Annotated in this window: 18 protein-coding genes; 14 read left to right on the top strand and 4 right to left on the bottom strand. The window is 73.1% G+C overall.

The genetic code is table 11. The features are described 5' to 3' along the window. Positions 1 to 83: 83 nt before the first annotated feature. The 7 genes from ABZ885_RS22515 to ABZ885_RS22545 all read left to right on the top strand — a co-directional run bounded on the left by ABZ885_RS22515 (position 84) and on the right by ABZ885_RS22545 (position 7584). The gene (locus ABZ885_RS22515; protein ID WP_360191359.1) at positions 84 to 749 is read left to right on the top strand and encodes an SDR family oxidoreductase; all 666 of its coding nucleotides are present in this window, start codon (positions 84 to 86) and stop codon (positions 747 to 749) included. 150 nt (positions 750 to 899) lie between these two features. Next, positions 900 to 2279 (top strand): MFS transporter, encoded by a 1380-nt coding sequence (locus ABZ885_RS22520; RefSeq protein WP_360191362.1) that lies wholly within the window; start codon positions 900 to 902, stop codon positions 2277 to 2279. A 100-nt stretch (positions 2280 to 2379) separates the two neighbouring features. Beyond that, complete coding sequence (locus ABZ885_RS22525; RefSeq protein WP_360191365.1) at positions 2380 to 4380, top strand: GAF domain-containing protein; 2001 nt, start codon at positions 2380 to 2382, stop codon at positions 4378 to 4380. A 63-nt stretch (positions 4381 to 4443) separates the two neighbouring features. After that, entirely contained in the window at positions 4444 to 5244 is an 801-nt protein-coding gene (lipB, locus tag ABZ885_RS22530) for a lipoyl(octanoyl) transferase LipB (protein ID WP_360191368.1), read from the top strand. Positions 5245 to 5417: 173 nt separating this feature from the next. Further along, the gene (locus ABZ885_RS22535; protein ID WP_360191371.1) at positions 5418 to 6371 is read left to right on the top strand and encodes a lipoyl synthase; all 954 of its coding nucleotides are present in this window, start codon (positions 5418 to 5420) and stop codon (positions 6369 to 6371) included. A 208-nt stretch (positions 6372 to 6579) separates the two neighbouring features. Next, a complete protein-coding gene (locus ABZ885_RS22540) occupies positions 6580 to 6777 on the top strand; it encodes a hypothetical protein (protein ID WP_360191374.1) in 198 nt (65 codons plus the stop codon). Between the two features lie 117 nt (positions 6778 to 6894). Then, positions 6895 to 7584 (top strand): DUF4191 domain-containing protein, encoded by a 690-nt coding sequence (locus tag ABZ885_RS22545; protein ID WP_360191377.1) that lies wholly within the window; start codon positions 6895 to 6897, stop codon positions 7582 to 7584. A 125-nt stretch (positions 7585 to 7709) separates the two neighbouring features. Here the strand turns inward: ABZ885_RS22545 and ABZ885_RS22550 are convergent, their stop codons facing one another. Next, complete coding sequence (locus ABZ885_RS22550; RefSeq protein WP_360191380.1) at positions 7710 to 8177, bottom strand: RDD family protein; 468 nt, start codon at positions 8175 to 8177, stop codon at positions 7710 to 7712. 277 nt (positions 8178 to 8454) lie between these two features. Here ABZ885_RS22550 and glnA point away from each other — a divergent pair, with 277 nt between their 5' ends. The 3 genes from glnA (at position 8455) to ABZ885_RS22565 (ending at position 10985) form a co-directional block, all read left to right on the top strand. Next, positions 8455 to 9867, top strand: coding sequence for a type I glutamate--ammonia ligase (gene glnA / locus ABZ885_RS22555; RefSeq protein WP_360191383.1), 1413 nt, complete (start codon positions 8455 to 8457; stop codon positions 9865 to 9867). Positions 9868 to 9939: 72 nt separating this feature from the next. Beyond that, positions 9940 to 10560 carry an exonuclease gene (locus ABZ885_RS22560; RefSeq protein WP_360191386.1) on the top strand — a complete coding sequence of 207 codons (621 nt, stop codon included), beginning with the start codon at positions 9940 to 9942 and terminating at the stop codon, positions 10558 to 10560. A 59-nt stretch (positions 10561 to 10619) separates the two neighbouring features. Further along, a complete protein-coding gene (locus ABZ885_RS22565; RefSeq protein WP_360191389.1) occupies positions 10620 to 10985 on the top strand; it encodes an arsenate reductase family protein in 366 nt (121 codons plus the stop codon). Positions 10986 to 10998: 13 nt separating this feature from the next. On the opposite strand, the gene ABZ885_RS22570 is transcribed toward ABZ885_RS22565, so the two are convergent. Next, positions 10999 to 11469: a pyridoxamine 5'-phosphate oxidase family protein gene (locus tag ABZ885_RS22570; protein WP_360191392.1), complete on the bottom strand. Its 471-nt coding sequence runs from the start codon at positions 11467 to 11469 to the stop codon at positions 10999 to 11001. Positions 11470 to 11568: 99 nt separating this feature from the next. Here ABZ885_RS22570 and ABZ885_RS22575 point away from each other — a divergent pair, with 99 nt between their 5' ends. Together ABZ885_RS22575 and ABZ885_RS22580 are read left to right on the top strand one after the other, a co-directional pair. Continuing rightward, a complete protein-coding gene (locus tag ABZ885_RS22575) occupies positions 11569 to 12135 on the top strand; it encodes a DUF1697 domain-containing protein (RefSeq protein ID WP_360191395.1) in 567 nt (188 codons plus the stop codon). An 86-nt stretch (positions 12136 to 12221) separates the two neighbouring features. Beyond that, a complete protein-coding gene (locus tag ABZ885_RS22580) occupies positions 12222 to 12767 on the top strand; it encodes a DUF1707 and FHA domain-containing protein (RefSeq protein WP_360191398.1) in 546 nt (181 codons plus the stop codon). 51 nt (positions 12768 to 12818) lie between these two features. Here ABZ885_RS22580 and ABZ885_RS22585 read toward each other — a convergent pair whose 3' ends face one another. Further along, a complete protein-coding gene (locus tag ABZ885_RS22585; RefSeq protein ID WP_360191401.1) occupies positions 12819 to 13781 on the bottom strand; it encodes a DUF1152 domain-containing protein in 963 nt (320 codons plus the stop codon). 61 nt (positions 13782 to 13842) lie between these two features. On the opposite strand from ABZ885_RS22585, the gene ABZ885_RS22590 reads away from it, so the two are divergent. Next, positions 13843 to 14436, top strand: a complete 594-nt coding sequence (locus ABZ885_RS22590) for a hypothetical protein (protein WP_360191404.1) — start codon at positions 13843 to 13845, stop codon at positions 14434 to 14436. A gap of 188 nt (positions 14437 to 14624) precedes the next feature. Here the strand turns inward: ABZ885_RS22590 and ABZ885_RS22595 are convergent, their stop codons facing one another. Continuing rightward, positions 14625 to 15275, bottom strand: coding sequence for a TetR/AcrR family transcriptional regulator C-terminal domain-containing protein (locus ABZ885_RS22595; RefSeq protein ID WP_360191407.1), 651 nt, complete (start codon positions 15273 to 15275; stop codon positions 14625 to 14627). Positions 15276 to 15414: 139 nt separating this feature from the next. Here ABZ885_RS22595 and ABZ885_RS22600 point away from each other — a divergent pair. After that, positions 15415 to 16651: FAD-dependent monooxygenase (locus tag ABZ885_RS22600; RefSeq protein WP_360191408.1), on the top strand; the 1237-nt coding region annotated here is incomplete at its 3' end.

Raw genomic sequence — 16651 nt, forward strand, 5'->3', positions numbered from 1 at the left:
TGGCCCGGGTGGAGCAGTCCGCCTACGACAGCGCCGTCACCGACTGGGAGCGCTACCGCTCCTTCGAGCGGATGTGAGCGCGGGTGAGCGGAGCCCGGGTCTACCTCGTCGACGTCGCGGCCGCTCCGGCGAAGGAGCTCGCCGGGCGGATCGGCGGCGTCGCACACGTCGCGGACCTCTCCGACCCGGAGGCGGTGGAGGCGCTGCCGGACGACGCCGACATCGTGGTCAACAACGCCGGCCTCCAACACGTCGCGCCCGTGCACGAGTTCCCGCCCGACCGGTTCACGCTGATCCAGCGGGTGATGGTCGAGGCCCCGTTCCGCATCCTGCGCCGCACCCTGCCGCACATGTACGGGCAGGAGTGGGGGCGGGTGGTCAACATCTCCTCCGTCCACGGTCTGCGCGCCAGCCCCTTCAAGTCGGCGTACGTGACCGCCAAGCACGCGCTGGAGGGGCTGAGCAAGACGGTCGCCCTGGAGGGCGCGCCGTTCGGCGTCACCAGCAACTGCATCAACCCGGGGTACGTCCGCACCCCGCTGGTGGAGCGGCAGATCGCCGACCAGGCACTGGCGCACGGCATCCGCGAGGACGAGGTGGTGGAGCGGATCATGCTCGACCGCACCGCCGTCAAGCGCCTCATCGAGCCCGACGAGGTGGCCCGGCTCGCCGTCTGGCTCTGCTCCCCGCACGCCTCCTACATCACCGGCGCCAGCCTCCCCGTCGACGGCGGCTGGACGGCGCACTGATCGGCGCGGCGGAAACGGACGCTGGCCGACCGCCACACGTCCCCGTCCCCCACATCGGGCGGCACGAGTATGTGCTCCGCCCACATGGGCCGCCGCCCGGCGAATTCCTACCTTGTGGCAACACCGACCCCCGTCCGGAAGTGGTGACCCATGAGCGGCTCCGACGCCCCGAACAACACGAGAGCCTCACTGCCACGCGTCGTGGCCGCGAGCCTCATCGGAACGACCATCGAGTGGTACGACTATTTCCTGTACGGCACGGCCGCCGCGCTCGTGTTCGGCAAGCTGTTCTTCCCGACCAGTGATCCGCTGACCGGGACGCTGCTCTCCTTCCTCACCTACGCGATCGGCTTCGCGGCACGGCCGCTCGGGGCGCTGGTCTTCGGGCACTTCGGGGACCGGGTCGGGCGGAAGAAGCTGCTGGTGGTGAGCCTGCTGCTGATGGGCGGGTCGACCACGCTGATCGGGCTGCTGCCGACGTACGACTCGGTCGGGGCGGCCGCGCCGGTGCTGCTGACCGCGCTGCGGCTGGTCCAGGGGTTCGCGCTCGGCGGCGAGTGGGGCGGCGCGGTGCTGCTGGTGTCGGAGCACGGCGACCAGCGGCGGCGGGGCTTCTGGGCGTCCTGGCCGCAGGGCGGGGCACCGGCCGGGAACCTGCTGGCGGCGGGCGTCCTCTCGCTGCTGACCACCGTGCAGTCCGACGCGACCTTCCTCTCCTGGGGCTGGCGGGTGCCGTTCCTGCTCTCGGCGGTGCTGGTCGCGGTCGGGATGTGGATCCGGCTGGCGGTGGACGAGTCGCCGCTGTTCAAGCAGGCGCTGGCCGCCGCCGGAGCCCGGCAGCAGGCCGAACAGCCGCCGCTGGTGGCGGTGCTGCGGCACCACTGGCGCGAGGTGCTGGTGGCGATGGGCGCGCGGATGGCGGAGAACATCTCCTACTACGTGATGACCACGTTCGTCCTGGCGTACGCCGTGACGCACGCGCACTTCGCCAAACAGACCGCACTGAACGCGGTGCTGATCGCCTCGGCCGTCCAGTTCGCGCTGATCCCCGTGTTCGGGGCGCTCTCCGACCGGGTCGGGCGCCGGCCGGTGTACCTGGTGGGCGCGGTGGGCGTCGGCATCTGGGCGTTCGTCTTCTTCGGGCTGGTGGACACCCGGTCCTTCGGCTCGCTCCTGCTGGCGGTCACCGTCGGACTGGTCTTCCACAGCGCGATGTACGCGCCGCAAGCGGCCTTCTTCTCCGAGCTGTTCGCGACCCGGATGCGGTACTCGGGCGCGTCGATCGGCGCCCAGTTCGCCTCGGTGGCGGCCGGCGCACCGGCGCCGCTGATCGCGACCGCGCTGCTCAAGGACTACGGCAGCACCACCCCGATCGCGGTCTACGTGGCGATCGCGGCGGCGCTCACCGTCCTCGCGGTGCTCTGCGGCCGGGAGACCCGGGGCGCCGACCTCACCGAGGCCGAGGCCGCGGCGGCGTCCGCGGGCGGAACGGGCGAGCAGGCCGCGGCGGGGAAGGCCGCGACCGTCTGACGCCCCGGCAACCGGCGCTCGCCCTCCGGCGAGCGCCGGCCTGTCGCGGCTCTGGCGTAGCATCGCGCTTCCCGTTCACTGCCGATTGGCGGCCCGCACCATGAACGACCCGCACACCAGCGCGGCACCGGCCCTGCGGCGGCTGCTCGACCTGCTCGCCTCCGGCGCCGCCACCGAGGACTTCGCCGACGTGCTGGCCGACGCCCGCCGGCAGGGGGCACCCGCCGCCGTCCTGAGCGAGATCGACGGCGCCACCTGGCAGGCGCTGCGGGTGCACCGGACGCTGCGTCAGCACCGCCGCCGGGAGGCCGAGCTGACGGCCCTGTTCGACACCGCGGGGGACCTCGCGGCCTCCCGCGACCTCGACACCGTGCTGCAGGCGATCGTCCGCCGGGCCCGGATGCTGCTGGGCACCGACACCGCGTACCTGACCCTCCCGGACGAGGCGGCCGGCGACACCTACATGCGCGTCACCGACGGCTCCGTCTCGGTGCTCTTCCAGACCCTGCGACTCAGTCTCGGCGACGGCCTCGGCGGCCTGGTCGCCCAGACCGCCCGCCCGTACGCGACCCCCGACTACCGCACGGACGAACGCTTCCACCACACCGGCACGATCGACGCGGGCGTGCTGGACGAGGGCCTGGTGGCGATCATCGGGGTGCCGCTGCTGCTCGGCGGGCAGGTGATCGGCGTCCTGTTCGCCGCCGACCGCTCCCCGCGCGCCTTCTCCCCCGACGAGGTCGCGCTGCTCTGCACGCTGGCCGCGCACGCCGCGATCGCGCTGGACACCGCCAAGTCGCTGGCCGACACCCGGGCCGCCCTCGCCGAGCTGAACGGCGCCAACGAGCTGATCCGGGCCCACTCAGCCGCCGTCCAGCGCGCCGAGCAGGGCCACGACCGGCTCACCGACCTGGTGCTGCGCGGCGCCGCGGTACCGGACGTGGCCGCCGCGGTGGCCGTCCTGCTGGGCGGCGAGATAGCCGTGCTGGACACCGGCGGCGAGCCGCTGGCCGGCCGGGCCGCGCCCGCCGGGGGCCTGGCCGGGGCGGTCGCCGCGTCCCGCGCCGAGGGCCGGTCGGTGCGGCACGGCGACGCCTGGGTCTGCGCGGTGCTGGCCGGCCAGGAACCGCTGGGCACGCTGGTCCTGCTCGGCCGGCCGGACCTGGACGACGCCGACCGGCGGCTGTTCGAGCGGGCCGGCGTGGTCACCGCGCTGCTCCTGCTGCTGCGCCGCTCGGTGGCCGAGACCGAGAACCGGGTCCGCGGCGAACTGCTCGCCGACGTGCTGACCGCCCCCGGACGCGACCCGGCCGGCCTCACCGCGCGCGGCCGCCGGCTGGGCGTGGACCTCGGCCGCCCGCACCTGGTGCTGGTCGCCGAGCCGGCCGTTGCCGCCGGCAGCCCGGGCACCGCGGGAAGCACCACCCCGGGCACCGCAGGAGGCACCGCCCAGGGCACCGCAGGAGGCACCGCCCCGGCCGCGGCCGCCGCCACCGACCGCGGCCGGCTGGCGGGCGCCGCCGGCCGGTACCTGTTCGGCTCGCGCGGCATCAGCGCCGAGCACGGCGAGGCCGTCGTCCTGCTGGTCCCGGACGACGGCTCGGCCGGCGCCCCGCAGGCCGCGGCCGAGCAGGCCGCCGAGCGGCTCGCCCGGCTGGCCGGGTTCCCGGTCACCGTCGGCGCGGGCCGGCCGGCCGCCGGACCGGTGGCGCTGGCCGCCTCGTACGCCGAGGGCCTGCGCTGCGTCCGCGCGCTGCGGGTGCTCGGCCGGGCCGGGGACGGCGCCTCGGCCCGGGCGCTCGGCTTCCTCGGCGTCCTGCTCGGCGACGGCCACGACGTGGACGGCTTCGTCGGCGCGACGCTCGGCCCGCTGCTGGACTACGACGCCCGCCGCGGCACCGAGCTGGTGCGCACCCTGCGCGCGTACTTCGACTGCGGCGGCAGCCTGACCCGGGCCAAGGACGAGCTGCACGTCCACGTGAACACCGTGGTGCAGCGGCTGGACCGGGTCGAGGTGCTGCTCGGGCAGGACTGGAACCACCCCGAGCGCGCGCTGGAGCTCCAGCTGGCCCTGCGGCTGCAGCTGCTGTCGGGGGCCTGAACGAGTCCCGGACGCCCGGGCGTACAGTGGCGAGGTTGGTCTCGAACGCCCGGCAAGGAGCGGTTGGTGAGCGAGAACGTGCGTTTTGTGCGCTTGGGCATGGGCGAGGGCGCCGTCCCGTACCAGGAGGCCTGGGCGGAGCAGCAGCGGCTGCACGCCCTGCGGGTCGCGGACGAGATCCCCGACACCGTGCTGCTGCTGGAGCACCCGCCCGTGTACACGATGGGCCGGCGCACCAACCCGGCCGACCTCCCGCTGGACGGCACCCCGGTGGTCGAGGTCAACCGCGGCGGCGAGATCACCTGGCACGGCCCCGGCCAGCTGGTCGGCTACCCGATCGTGAAGCTCCCCGAGCCGATGGACGTCGTCGCGTACGTGCGCCGGCTGGAGGAGGCGCTGATCCGCGCCTGCGGCGAGGTCGGCGTGGAGACCACCCGGGTCGAGGGCCGCAGCGGCGTCTGGGTGCTCGGCGAGACCATCCCGGACGCGGTGGTCGACCCGTCGCAGGTCGTCGACATCGGCAGGCTGACCCTGCGGATGGGCCTGCCGCTCGGCATCGACCCGCGGCTGGCCGGCCCGGAGTACGCGCCGTCCAACGCCGGGCAGCGCGGCGACGACCGCAAGCTCGCCGCGATCGGCGTGCGGGTCTCGCGCGGGGTGACCATGCACGGCTTCTCGCTGAACTGCAACCCGGACATGACCTGGTTCGACCGGATCGTGCCGTGCGGCATCCGGGACGCGGGCGTGGCCTCGCTCTCCGGCGAGCTGGGCCGGGACTTCCCGGTCACCGAGTCGCTGTCCGTGGTCGAGAAGCACCTGGCGGACGTGTTCGCCGAACTGCCGGAGCCGGCGCTCGGCCGCTAGCGGCCGTCCGGCGAGGCACGCCGGACCGCCGCCGGCCCCGGGAATCCCGGCGGTCCCGGGGAATCTACCCGCCGGTAGCCCTGTTGCCTGCGATTGCGGGCCGCAGGCCCGGCGGAGGCCGTACAAGCACAGGCGTACCCTGGGGGTACCCCGTCTAGTTCTAGGAGTCGCACGTGTCCGCTGTCGCGCCCGACGGCAGGAAGCTTCTCCGCCTGGAGGTCCGCAACAGCGAGACCCCCATCGAGCGGAAGCCCGAGTGGATCAAGACCCGCGCGAAGATGGGCCCGGAGTACAACGCCCTCCAGTCGCTGGTGAAGAAGGAGGGGCTGCACACGGTCTGCCAGGAGGCCGGCTGCCCCAACATCTTCGAGTGCTGGGAGGACCGCGAGGCCACCTTCCTCATCGGCGGTGACCAGTGCACCCGCCGCTGCGACTTCTGTCAGATCGACACCGGCAAGCCCGCCGAGTTCGACCGCGACGAGCCGCGCCGCGTTGCCGAGTCCATCGTGACCATGGACCTCAACTACGCCACCATCACCGGCGTCGCCCGTGACGACCTGGAGGACGGCGGCGCCTGGCTGTACGCCGAGACCGTGCGCCAGGTGCACGCGATGACGGCCGGCCGCGAGGGCGGCCGCACCGGCGTCGAGCTGCTCATCCCCGACTTCAACGCGGTTCCCGAGCAGCTGGCCGAGGTCTTCTCGTCCCGCCCCGAGGTGCTGGCGCACAACGTCGAGACCGTGCCCCGGATCTTCAAGCGGATCCGGCCCGCGTTCCGCTACGAGCGCTCGCTGGACGTCATCACCCAGGCCCGCGCGGCCGGGCTGGTCACCAAGTCCAACCTGATCCTGGGCATGGGCGAGACCCGCGAGGAGGTCAGCCAGGCGCTGGCCGACCTGGTCGGCGCCGGCTGCGAGCTGATCACCATCACCCAGTACCTCCGCCCCTCGCTGCGCCACCACCCGGTGGAGCGCTGGGTGAAGCCGCACGAGTTCGTCGAGCTCCAGCAGGAGGCCGAGGAGCTCGGCTTCGCCGGGGTCATGTCCGGCCCGCTGGTGCGCTCCTCGTACCGCGCCGGGCGGCTCTACCGGCAGGCGCTGGAGCACCGCGCGAAGGCCGCGGTCTGACGACGGCCGCACACCGTGGGCACCTGGAGGGCGGGGCTTCGGCTCCGCCCTCCGGCGTCCCGGGGCTGCGCCCTCCGGGGTGCCGGCGCTCCGCCTTCCGGGTTGCCGGGGTTCACCGGGCTTTGACGGCCGGGTCACCGACTGGTAACACGGGGTGGTGACGATGGGACCGTTCGAATCATTTCCACCACGAGGGGAGTCGTTCGACATGCAGGTCCACATGCAGGCCGGGATCCGGTCGGTGGGCACCGCACTGCGGCTGGCCGAGAGCGTGCTGCTCGCCGGCGGCCAGCGCCAGGCCCGGCGCAACGCCTGGGCCGCGGTCTGCGAGAACCGCCGGTACGCGGCGGACCGGGAGCGGGACGGGCGCACCGCCGGACCGGCCGCGGAGTCCGCACGCCGTTGACGCGCCGTGCCGCCTTCGTACCCGTACGGAGCCACCCGGGTCTACCTGGTCACGGTTCGGGACGAACGGGCACCCGGGCTTGGATATCCCGTACCCACGCCACGTACCATGAGCCTTATGGCGAGGGAAACATCCGAGAACCCCGGGCGACTGAAGCAGATCCGCCTGGCATACACCATGACCAAGAAGGTCGACACCAAGATCGGCCTGATCATCGCCGGCGTCGGCCTGCTGACCTTCGGCGTGTTCCTCGCCATCGGCTTCGCGATCGACCACCCTGTCTACCTGGGCATCCTGGGCTTCATCGTGGCCTTCCTGGCCATGGCGATCGTCTTCGGGCGCCGGGCCGAGCGCGCCGCGTTCGGTCAGATGGAGGGGCAGCCGGGAGCCGTCGCGGCGGTGCTGAACAACATCCGGCGCGGCTGGAGCGCCAGCTCCACCCCGGTGGCGGTGACCCGTAACCAGGACGCGGTCTACCGCGCCGTGGGCCGGGCCGGCATCGCGCTGATCGGCGAGGGCAACCCGAACCGGGTGCGCCCGCTGCTGGCGTCCGAGAAGAAGAAGATGGCCCGGGTCGTCGGCGACGTGCCGGTGCACGACATCATGGTGGGCGACGGCGAGGGCGAGATCCCGCTCAAGAAGCTGCAGATCCACCTGATGCGCCTGCCGCGCGCCATCACCCCGGCCCAGGTCACCGAGACCAACGACCGGCTGCGCGCGCTGGGCGACCTGCTCTCCAAGGCGCCGATCCCCAAGGGCCCGATGCCCAAGGGCGCCCGGATGCCCAAGGGCGGCCAGGTCCGCTGACCCACCCCTCCCCATTCGTGAAACGGCCCCGCCGCGGAAGCTCCGCGGCGGGGCCGTTCGACGTTCCCGCTCCTCGGGGCGGCGCCCCCGGGTGGCGTCTCCGGGCGGCCGTCTACCGGGGACGGTCAGATGCGGACCTCGACGGTGCCGACCGCCTTGTCGTGCAGGCCGCGGGTGTCACGGTCCCAGACCAGGGCCGGCACCAGCAGGCAGAGCAGCAGGGTGCGCAGCAGCACCTGCGGGATGGTGGCGCGGCTGCCGTCCAGGCGGACCACCCGCAGGCCGAACAGGCGCTTGCCGACGGTCGTGCCGGTGGTGGCGAGCAGCAGCACGGTCACGGTGAAGAACAGCGGGGTGGTCCACATGTTGGCCGAGCCCGGGGAGCCCTTGGCGATCAGCCCGAAGGCGACCAGCGAGACCAGCCAGCCGTCGACGAACACCGCGCCCAGCCGGCGGCCCGGGCCGGCCACCGAGCCGGAGCCCTCCTTGGGCAGTCCGAGGCGCTCACCGCGGTAGCCGAAGTCGGCGCCCATCTTCTCGGCGGCCGCCTTCGGGCCGTCGATCCACGATCCCAACGCTTCTCTGGTGTCCACGAATCCACACTAACCGGGCGCACGGTCCGGGCCTGCACCGCCTCCCCGTGCCGCCGCCGCGCCGTCTCCACCGGAGGGTGAATCGCGGCCGCCGGCGCTTCCCGAGTGGTCCAGACCACCTGGCGGACGCAGGCCGCACAGGCGTAGCGTTTTGCCCCGGAGCGTACGGCTTTGCCGCCCGTTCGAGGGTGGCGGTTAACATTCAGGAAACGACCGGGTCACCGGTTGGAAACGGGCCATTCCTAGGGTGACCCCAACCGCACGCCGAGGAGGATGGATGTTCAACAACGCCGCCGAAGTGAAGCAGTTCATTCAGGACAACGATGTGAAGTTCATCGACGTCCGGTTCTGCGATCTCCCGGGCGTCATGCAGCACTTCTCCGTGCCCGCGGCGACCTTCGACCCGTCCGAGACCCTGATGTTCGACGGCTCGTCGATCCGCGGCTTCCAGGCCATCCACGAGTCCGACATGGCGCTCGTCCCCGACCTGGCCACGGCCCGCCTCGACCCGTTCCGCAAGGACAAGCACCTCAACATCAACTTCTTCATCCAGGACCCGGTCACCGGCGAGGCCTACAGCCGCGACCCGCGCAACGTCGCCAAGAAGGCGGAGGCCTACCTCGCCTCCTCCGGCATCGCCGACACCGCGTTCTTCGGGCCCGAGGCCGAGTTCTACGTCTTCGACTCGGTCCGCTTCGACACCAGCGCCAACGCGTCGTACTACCACATCGACTCCGAGGCCGGCGCCTGGAACACCGGCTCGGCCGAGGGCGACGTCCGCGGCTACAAGGTCAAGTACAAGGGCGGGTACTTCCCGATCCCGCCGGTCGACCACTTCGCCGACCTGCGCGCCGAGATGTCGCTGGAGCTGGCCGCGGCCGGCCTGGAGGTCGAGCGGCAGCACCACGAGGTGGGCACCGCCGGCCAGGCGGAGATCAACTACAAGTTCAACACCCTGCTGCACGCCGCCGACGACCTGATGCTGTTCAAGTACATCATCAAGAACGTCGCCTGGCGGAACGGCAAGACCGCCACCTTCATGCCGAAGCCGATCTTCGGCGACAACGGCTCGGGCATGCACGTCCACCAGTCGCTGTGGACCGAGGGCTCGCCGCTCTTCTACGACGAGCAGGGCTACGCCGGCCTCTCCGACACCGCCCGCTACTACATCGGCGGCCTGCTCAAGCACGCCCCGTCGCTGCTGGCCTTCACCAACCCGTCGGTCAACTCGTACCACCGGCTGGTCCCCGGCTTCGAGGCGCCGGTCAACCTGGTGTACTCGCAGCGCAACCGCTCGGCCGCGATCCGCATCCCGATCACCGGCTCCAACGCCAAGGCCAAGCGCATCGAGTTCCGCGCGCCGGACCCGTCCTCCAACCCGTACCTGGCCTTCGCCGCGATGCTGATGGCCGGCCTCGACGGCATCAAGAACAAGATCGAGCCGCTGGAGCCGGTCGACAAGGACCTCTACGAGCTGGCCCCGGAGGAGCACGCCAACGTCCCCCAGGTGCCGTCCTCGCTCCCGGCCGTGCTGGAGGCCCTGGAGGCCGACCACGAGTACCTGCTCGCGGGCAACGTCTTCACGCCCGACCTGATCGAGACCTGGATCGACTTCAAGCGCACCAACGAGATCGCCCCGATCGCCCTGCGCCCGCACCCGTACGAGTTCGAGCTCTACTACGACCTGTAGACCTGCAGCGGAGCCCCCGTCCCGGAGAAACGACTTGCCGGGACGGGGGCTCCGGCGTGCAGAATCGGCGGCATGGGGAGCAGGGGCGGGATCACCAGGACCGTGTACGTGTCGGTCGACGTGGAGGCGGACGGGCCGGTCCCGGGGCCCTACTCGATGGTGAGCTTCGGGGCGGCGGTGGCCGGGTGGCACGACGAGCACGGATTCCGGCGGGCGGCGGAGGACGCGGCGGACGGGTTCTACCGGGAGCTGCGGCCGATCAGTGACGACTACGTGCCCGAGGCGCTGGCCGTGTCCGGGCTGGAGCGGGCCGCGCTGGTGGCCCTCGGCGCCGAGCCGGCGGCGGCGCTGCGGGACTTCACGCTGTGGGTGGAGCGACTGCGGACCGGGCCGGACGGGCGGCGGTACCGGCCGGTGATGGTCGGGTACCCGGCGGTCTACGACTGGCAGTTCCTCTACTGGTACCTGATCCGCTTCACCGGCTCCAGCCCGTTCGGGCACTCGGGCTGCCTGGACGTGAAGACGCTGTACGCGGCGCGGTCGGGGGTCCCGTTCGCGGGCATCGGCAAGCGGTCGATGCCCGCCGCGCTGCTGCCCGCGCTACCCCATACGCACCACGCCCTGGACGACGCACGGGAGCAGGCGGTGCTCTTCGCCAACCTGATGGAGTGGGACGGCACCACGGCCGGATGACGCAGCCGCCGTCCGGGCGGGTCCGCCCGGGCGGGTGGGGTGGTCGGTAGGCTGGCGGTATGGAGATCTGGATCAACCCACGCTGCGGGAAGTGCCGGACGGCGCTCAATGAGCTGGAGGCCGTGGGCGCCGAGTACACGGTGCGGCGCTACCTGGAGAACCCGCCGACCGCCGCCGAGCTGGAGCAGGTGCTGCAGCGGCTGGCGCTGGAGCCGTGGGACATCACCAGGCTGGACGAGCAGGCCGCCAAGGACCTCGGGATGAAGCAGTGGACCCGGGAGCCCGGCGACCGCGCGCGCTGGATCGCGGCGATGGCCGAGCACCCGATCCTGATCCAGCGCCCGATCATCACCGCGGACGACGGGCACGCCGTGGTGGCCCGGACGCCCGACGCGCTCAAGTCGGTCCTGCCGCAGCAGGGGTGACCCGGGGGGCCCGCTAGTCCCGCCTGGTCCGCTGGACCGGCTCGCCCGGGTGCCAGCTGGCGATCCACACCGCGTCGTCCTCGACGGTGGTGTGCACCACCTGCTCCAGCTCCAGCCGGAACGCGTGGTACGGGCCGGGCGGCGGCTCGGGCAGCTCGGCCTCGTAGGCGGCGAGGTCCGCCGCGTCGGTGATCTCGACGGCCCGGCCGGAGAGCTTGGAGTCCCCGCCCTCCATCGTCTCGTCGCCCGGGTGCGCGTGCAGGGCGAAGCGGGCGTCCCGCTGGAGGTCGCGCGCCTTCACCGCCCCGAGCATCGACCCGAAGGTGAGGTCGGCACCCTGGAAGTCCACCTCGATGCCGCTCACCCTCGGCGAACCGTCCTTGCGCAGCGTCGCCAGGACGTGGTGCTTGTTGGCCTCGAAGCGGGCCCGTACGACGGGGGCCAGGTCCGGTGCCTCGTGCTCGAAATCCTGCCAGGTAGCCATGGGCCCAGTGTGGCACCGGTCACCGGCGATCACCGTGCGCGACCGGCCGGACGGCCGGTGGAACGCGGCGTTGTCGGTGCCCGGTGCCACACTGGGCCGGTGACCACCACGACCACGTACATCGCGTTCCTGCGGGCCGTCAACGTCGGCGGCCGGACGGTGAAGATGGAGCGGCTGCGGGCCCTGTTCGGCGAGCTGGGCCTCGGCGACGTGCGCTCGTACATCCAGAGCGGCAACGTCTTCTTCACCCTCGACGGGGCCGCGGCCGGCCCGGCGGACCGCGCCGCGCTCACCCGGCGGATCGAGGAGCACCTCGCCGAGGCGCTCGGCTACCCCGTGCCGGTGATGCTGCGCACCGTCGAGGAGGTCGAGGCGGTGCTCGCCGCCGAGCCGTTCGCGGGCATCGAGGCCACCCCGGACGTCCGACTGGTCGTCAACTTCCTCTCCGAGCCGCTGCCCGCGGACTTCCCCGTCCCCTACACCTCGCCGAAGGGCGACTACGAGGTGATCGGCGCCGACGCGGGCACCGCCTTCGTCGTGGTCCACCTCCAGGACGGCCGCTGGAAGACGCCCGCCAACCTCTTCGGCCGGTCCTACCGCGGCTCGGCCACGGCCCGGTTCCTGCACACCACCGCCAAGATCGTGGCCGCCGCCGGGAAGAGCTGACGCCGGGACGGCCGGCGGCGGTTCCCGCCCGGGCGGGCGGGCCGGCAATCTGGACAGGTGGGGGCGGCTGAGCCGACAATCGGGCCATGACGTCTCCTGAGATCCGGACGCGCGTGGTCCGGCCGTCCGAGGTCGAGCGGGAGCACGCGCTCGGGGTACTGCGCGAGGGGGCCGGCAGCGGCCGGCTCTCGCACGACACCTTCCTCGGCCGGATGGAGCTGGTGCTCCATGCCAACACCCGGGCCGAGCTGGACGAGGCGATGGCGGACCTGCCGGCCGGGAACCGGTTCGGGCGGTTCGTGCTGCGCACGGTGGGCCAGGTCTCCGCGTTCGGGGTGCGGCTGCGCGGAGCGTGGCGGTTCGAGCGGCTGCCGGGGCTGAGCCTCCCGCAGGACGGGGCCGGGCAGTTGACGATCGGCCGGGTCCCGGGCTCCGGGCTGCGGCTGCACGACATCTCGGTGTCGCGCCACCACGCCGAGCTGCGGCGGGAGGGCGACGCCTGGGTGCTGTACGACCTCGGGTCGACCAACGGCACCCATGTGAACGGCCTCCGGATCGCGGGCGGCGTCCGGGTGCGCCCCGGCGACCAGGTCCGGTTCGGCAACCTGGAGTTCCGACTCGCCTCGGGCTGAGCCGGCGGGCCGAGCTGATCGGGTCGAGCCGGCGGGGCCCCGCGACAGCCGTCAGTGCGGGAACTGCCGGGGCGGGCGCCGGGCCGGCAGGCCGTCGCGGAACTCCTCGATCACGGTGCTGATCTGACGGGTCAGCACGGTGTGCTCGATCAGCTCCAGGTACCGGTTCTCCGCCGCCAGCGCCTCGACGGTGACGCCGAAGTACAGCGTCATCAGGGGATTGACGAAGAGCTCGCTGTGCCGGGTGCGGTCGGTGAACCGGACGTCGCCGAACTCGCCGCGCAGTGCGGCCGCCACCGAGCCGTTGACGATGCTCGGGTGCTCGGGGAAGGCGGCCCGGGCGTGCTCGACGGCGTCGAGGTAGAGCACGCCCTCCCGGCAGTCGCGCGGGATGGAGAAGGCTCCGAGGTAGCCGCCGGCCCGCTCGATCGCGGCGAGGTTCTCCAGCACCAGCGCGTGGTTGACGCCGTGGAAGGAGTCGACGCCGAAGCCCAGGCAGGCGACCAGGCGCTCGGCCACGCCGGTCAGTCCGGCCACGGCACCGAGGCTCGCCATGTCCTCCTCCGGGGTGCCCAGCCCGGCCTCGTCACCGCGCATCAGGATGTCGGTGCCGCCGTCGACCAGCAGGACGGCGTCGACGGCGAGATGGCCGCTGAGCACCCGGTACGCGTCGCGCAGCGGCTGCACCCCCACCGAGGGGAACGCCCAGACGGTGTCCGGCATGCGGTGCCGGTGCAGCCAGCGGGCGAGTGTCCGTTCGGGGAAGTAGCCCTCGGGGCCCGGGGTGTCCGGGCCGATCCGGGCGACGTCGGGCTCCAGCCAGACGTCGGCGGGCAGGCCGTAGAGGTGGGTGAAGGAGAGGTTGGCCAGGTGGACCTCCTTGCCGGCCGCGCGCAGCGCGAGGGCCAGCGGGAGGCCCGCGTACACGTCGAAACCGCCGCCGGCACCCGCGATCAGGATCCGCTCGGCGGACAGCAGACGGGTGATCAGGGGCGGCTGGAGAAGCGAGGTCACGGCGGGACGGTAGCAGGGACCCGGCCGGTCGGCTGTCGGTGGGCGGTGCGAGGATGCGGGCATGAACCAGGACACCGAGCTCACGTTGGACGTACGGCGCGAGGCCGAGGAGCGGGCCCGCGAGTTGATCCGCTGCGGCTTCCAGGAGGCGGACGAGCTGGCCGAGTCGCTGGTCGACGAGTTCGAGGAGGAGGGGCTGACGGAGGAGGACGCCGAGGAGATCGTCGCCCCGCTCTGGCGGGAGCGGCTGGCCGAGCAGGCGTCCTGGCCGGAGACCACGGACGTGGACCGGCTGGAGGAGGCCTTCGACGCGCTGGAGGAGCAGGACATCGTCGCGGCGATGGACTTCACCTGCTGCGCGAGCTGCGGCTACGCGGAGATCGGCGGCGAGGCCGTCGACGACTCGCGCGGCTACGTCTTCTTCCACCAGCAGGACACCGAGAGCGCGGCCGCCGGGCGCGGACTGATGCTGCGGTACGGCGGGTTCCGGGCGGACGGCGAGTCGAAGGAGTCGGCGGAGCGGCGGACGGTGGAGATCGGCCGCGAGGTGGTGGCGGCGCTGGAGGAGGCCGGCCTGACCGTGGAGTGGGACGGTTCGCCGGCCAAGGCGATCTGCGTCACCCCGCTGACCTGGCTCAACCGGCTGCCCGGGTAGCCACCTGCCGCCGCCCGGCCGTGGACTGCGCCACCGGTCGGCGGCTCACGTGGCGTCCGGACGGATCCCAGGCGCAGCGGTCGTGCCCGTCGGCGCTGTGGAGGGTGATCCCCGCAGCGCCGACCACGCACGGTGCCGGCGGCCTCGGCGGGGGTCTTGGTCCCACCGCCGAGCTGCACGCCGATCCCCTAGGGGCCAGGGGCAGTTGACGGTGCGAGGACGGTTCCGACGCCGGCCACGATGATGGCGAGTCCGCGTTCGAAGCGGTCGAAGCCGCCGAAGATGTCCTGCCCGGCAGCGGCGGCCAGTTCGTACGCGGGGTCGATCGCGGCGGCCCGTTGCTCCGCGTCATAGCCGGGCGCCCGCTCCCCCGGCACGGGGTGGATGGCCTGCTCCTCGATCACGAAGCCGGTGGTGTACGCGTACCCGGTGGTCAACGCCTGGACGGCGTCGGGCAGTTCGAAACCGGCCCGGATGAACACCTCCAGCAGGGCGTGCTGCGCCCCGGCGTGGCCGTGGTCGGTGAGCCGGGTGCCGCTGAAGACCCTGGCGCCGTCCCGGTAGCCGAGCAGGGCCGCGCGCAGCCCGCGGCAGGTGAGGGCGAGCGCCTCCTGCCAGGTGTCCGGCAGGGTGACCGGGCCGGCGGACATCCGGCGGAGCATCTCGGTGGCCATCGCGTCCAGCAGCGCCTGCTTGTTGGCGAAGTGCCAGTACAGCGCGGGCGCCTTGACGTCCAGTTCGGTGGCGATGCGGCGCAGCGTGAGGCCGTCGAGCCCGGTCTCGTCGAGCAGCCGCAGCGCGGTGTCGACGACCTGCGCGGGATCCAGCTTCGGCGCCACTGCGACCCCGTCCTTCCTGTCCGGCCGTGCGGCCCTCCGTCCGGGCCCGGCCGGTCACCATGCTTCCACATTGACAACTTAACGCCGTTAAGTGCATGCTCTCCGCACCAGCCGACTTAACGTCGTTAAGGAGAGCACCATGCAGCCTGCCCGGCACCCGGACCGGCGCCCCGAGCAGACCGACGTCCTGATCGTCGGCGCCGGCCCGACCGGCCTCACCCTGGCCTGCGACCTCGCCCGCCGCGGCGTGACCGCCCTGCTGGCCGAGCGCGCCGAGGCGCTCTTCCCCGGCTCCCGCGGCAAGGGACTGCAGCCCCGCACCCGGGAGGTCTTCGACGACCTCGGTGTGCTGCCCGCCGTGCAGGCGGCCGGCGGGCACTACCCGCGGATGATGTCCTGGAAGGACGGCCGGCGGCAGGGCGAGTGGGACCTGCTGGAGCGGAGCACGGCGGACGACCCGACCGTCCCGTACCCGGACGGCTGGATGATCCCGCAGTGGCGCACCCAGGAGATCCTGCACAGCCGGCTGCGGGAGCTCGGCGGCGAGGTCCGCTTCGGGGCCGCGCTCACCGGCCTCGTCCAGTACCCCGACCGGGTCGAGGCCACGCTGACCGGCCCGGACGGCACCGGCCGGACCGTGACGGCCCGGTACCTGGTGGCGGCCGACGGCGGGCGCGGGGCGGTGCGGCGGCTGGCCGGCATCGCGATGGCCGGCGAGCAGGTCGACCCGCAGCCGTCGCTGGTCGCGGACGTCGAGGTCGCCGGCCTCGACCGCGACAACTGGCACTTCTGGCCGGAGGGGCCGGGCGGGGTGCTGCTGCTCTGCCCGCTGCCCGGCACCGACGACTTCCAGCTGCTGGCCCAGTTCGGCGCGGACGAGCAGCCGGACGCCTCGGCGGACGCGGTGCGCGCCCTGGTCGCGGCCCGCACCCACCTCGACGCCGCGGCGGTCGGCACGGTGCGCTGGGCCTCCGTCTTCCGCCCGAGCGCCGCACTGGCCGAGCGGTTCCGGTCCGGCCGGGTCTTCCTCGCGGGCGACGCCGCGCACATCCACTCCCCGGCGGGCGGCCAGGGCCTCAACACCAGCATCCAGGACGCCTACAACCTGGGCTGGAAGCTCGGCCAGGTCCTGCTGCACGGCACGGCCGAGGAACTGCTGGACAGCTACGAGGAGGAGCGGCTGCCGGTCGCCGCCGAGGTGCTGGAGATGTCCACCGCGCTGCACCGTGCGGGCGCCGTCCGCATGACCCGGCGGCGGGGGGCGCAGACGGATCAGCTGGGTCTCGCCTACCCCGACGGTCCGCTCACGGTGGAGGCCCGCCGGCAGCCCGCCGAGGACGCGCTGCAGGCGGGCGACCGCGCGCCCGACGCGCCGC

The organism is Kitasatospora sp. NPDC047058 (assembly GCF_040643935.1).
GTDB lineage: Bacteria > Actinomycetota > Actinomycetes > Streptomycetales > Streptomycetaceae > Kitasatospora.

Excerpts from the sequence above, each read along its gene's own strand:
- ABZ885_RS22580 (WP_360191398.1), top strand. The coding sequence starts at position 12,222 with ATGACGTCTCCTGAGATCCGGACGCGCGTGGTCCGGCCGTCCGAGGTC.
- ABZ885_RS22545 (WP_360191377.1), top strand. The coding sequence starts at position 6,895 with ATGGCGAGGGAAACATCCGAGAACCCCGGGCGACTGAAGCAGATCCGC.
- ABZ885_RS22560 (WP_360191386.1), top strand. The coding sequence starts at position 9,940 with ATGGGGAGCAGGGGCGGGATCACCAGGACCGTGTACGTGTCGGTCGAC.
- ABZ885_RS22540 (WP_360191374.1), top strand. The coding sequence starts at position 6,580 with ATGCAGGTCCACATGCAGGCCGGGATCCGGTCGGTGGGCACCGCACTG.
- glnA (WP_360191383.1), top strand. The coding sequence starts at position 8,455 with ATGTTCAACAACGCCGCCGAAGTGAAGCAGTTCATTCAGGACAACGAT.
- ABZ885_RS22590 (WP_360191404.1), top strand. The coding sequence starts at position 13,843 with ATGAACCAGGACACCGAGCTCACGTTGGACGTACGGCGCGAGGCCGAG.
- ABZ885_RS22525 (WP_360191365.1), top strand. The coding sequence starts at position 2,380 with ATGAACGACCCGCACACCAGCGCGGCACCGGCCCTGCGGCGGCTGCTC.
- ABZ885_RS22520 (WP_360191362.1), top strand. The coding sequence starts at position 900 with ATGAGCGGCTCCGACGCCCCGAACAACACGAGAGCCTCACTGCCACGC.
- ABZ885_RS22565 (WP_360191389.1), top strand. The coding sequence starts at position 10,620 with ATGGAGATCTGGATCAACCCACGCTGCGGGAAGTGCCGGACGGCGCTC.
- ABZ885_RS22570 (WP_360191392.1), bottom strand. The coding sequence starts at position 11,469 with ATGGCTACCTGGCAGGATTTCGAGCACGAGGCACCGGACCTGGCCCCC.